The organism is Azospirillum sp. B506 (assembly GCF_000333595.1).
Classification (GTDB): Bacteria; Pseudomonadota; Alphaproteobacteria; order Azospirillales; family Azospirillaceae; genus Azospirillum.
The window spans coordinates 1-1,101 of sequence record NZ_BADK01000957.1 but is presented as its reverse complement, the minus strand read 5'-3'; the positions used below and the strand labels follow the sequence as shown (position 1 = coordinate 1,101).

1 protein-coding gene and 1 pseudogene are annotated in these 1,101 nt (G+C 66.1%); one reads left to right on the top strand and one right to left on the bottom strand.

Features of this window, described 5'->3' with window-relative positions; translation table 11 throughout:
• On the bottom strand, positions 1 to 848 hold an 848-nt coding region (locus tag I71_RS29690; protein WP_148294397.1), incomplete at its 3' end, for an ISL3 family transposase.
• Positions 849 to 936: 88 nt separating this feature from the next.
• Here I71_RS29690 and I71_RS36575 point away from each other — a divergent pair.
• Positions 937 to 1,101: pseudogene (locus tag I71_RS36575) on the top strand (integrase core domain-containing protein); the annotation flags it as partial.

Genomic DNA, 1,101 nt, shown 5'->3' with positions numbered 1-1,101 from the left:
CTCCCGGCGCAGATAGCCTCGTACTGATCCGTTCCGCCGCGTGAATAGGGCGGGATTAACGGTCGCCGCACCAATGGGGCGCGGATCTGGCGCATCGACTTGCGCACGGCATCCAGGAAGGCGTGGCTGGCGTTCTCCATGAGGTGCCAGCGGTCAGCGACCTGGACGGCATGCGGCAGGGCGTTCGAGGCCGCTTGGGCGTAGGCGCCACTGCGGTCACGCGCCACGATCGCGATCTGCGGCTGATCCAGCAGCCACTCCTCCGCGCTCGCCGGTTCGCGGTTGGGCAGCAGAGCGATCGTGCGGTGGCGATCGAGGTCACAGATGAGCGTTCCGTAGCGCTGGTTACGCCGCCATGCCCAGTCATCAATCCCGATGGCCGAGGGCGGCAGGAATGCAGGACGGCCGTGCCGCCGCATGGTGCGCAGAGGCGTGTCCTTGGTGATCGGCACCATCAGGCGTCGTGCCAGTCGCGCTGCGGGGCGTCCACCGAGGGCGAGACCGAGATGATGGACGACATCGTCGAGCCGCGCCGTTCGCCGGACCCATGGCTTCAGAACATCCGGATCAAAGCGCTCGGCGAAGATCCGGCGCCGACAGGTTGGAACATCGCAATGGAAGCGCCGCGCCTGGAGGTGCAGGTGGACGTTACGCCCCGAGAGCGGCAGGTCGAGAAGGAGGCGCTGGTACCGGCTGTGCACCCGAAACGAGTGCCCGCCGCACACCGGGCAAGGGCTGAACGCGGCGGTGGAGCGCACCGTGATCTGAACGGCGAGGCCGGCGTCCGCCGCCTCGATGACCACAAAGCCGGGCGGCACAAACCCCGTGCAGCGAAGCGACTGAGCCATGATGCTGATTCCGCTGGTGAAACCTAAGCCAGCAACAGTCCAGCACCATCAAATCTGCGACAGAGCCCTTATTCCATGCCGATTCACACTCCACGCCTTCGAAACCGGCAGCGAGGCCAGAGCCGGGATCGGCCGCTGGATCGATTATTACAACGCCGAACGCCCGCACCCGGCGTTCGGCGGCAGAACCCCGGCAGAGGTCTACGAGGGCTCTCCGGACCGAATCAGAATGGCGGCAAAACGAACCGAACCA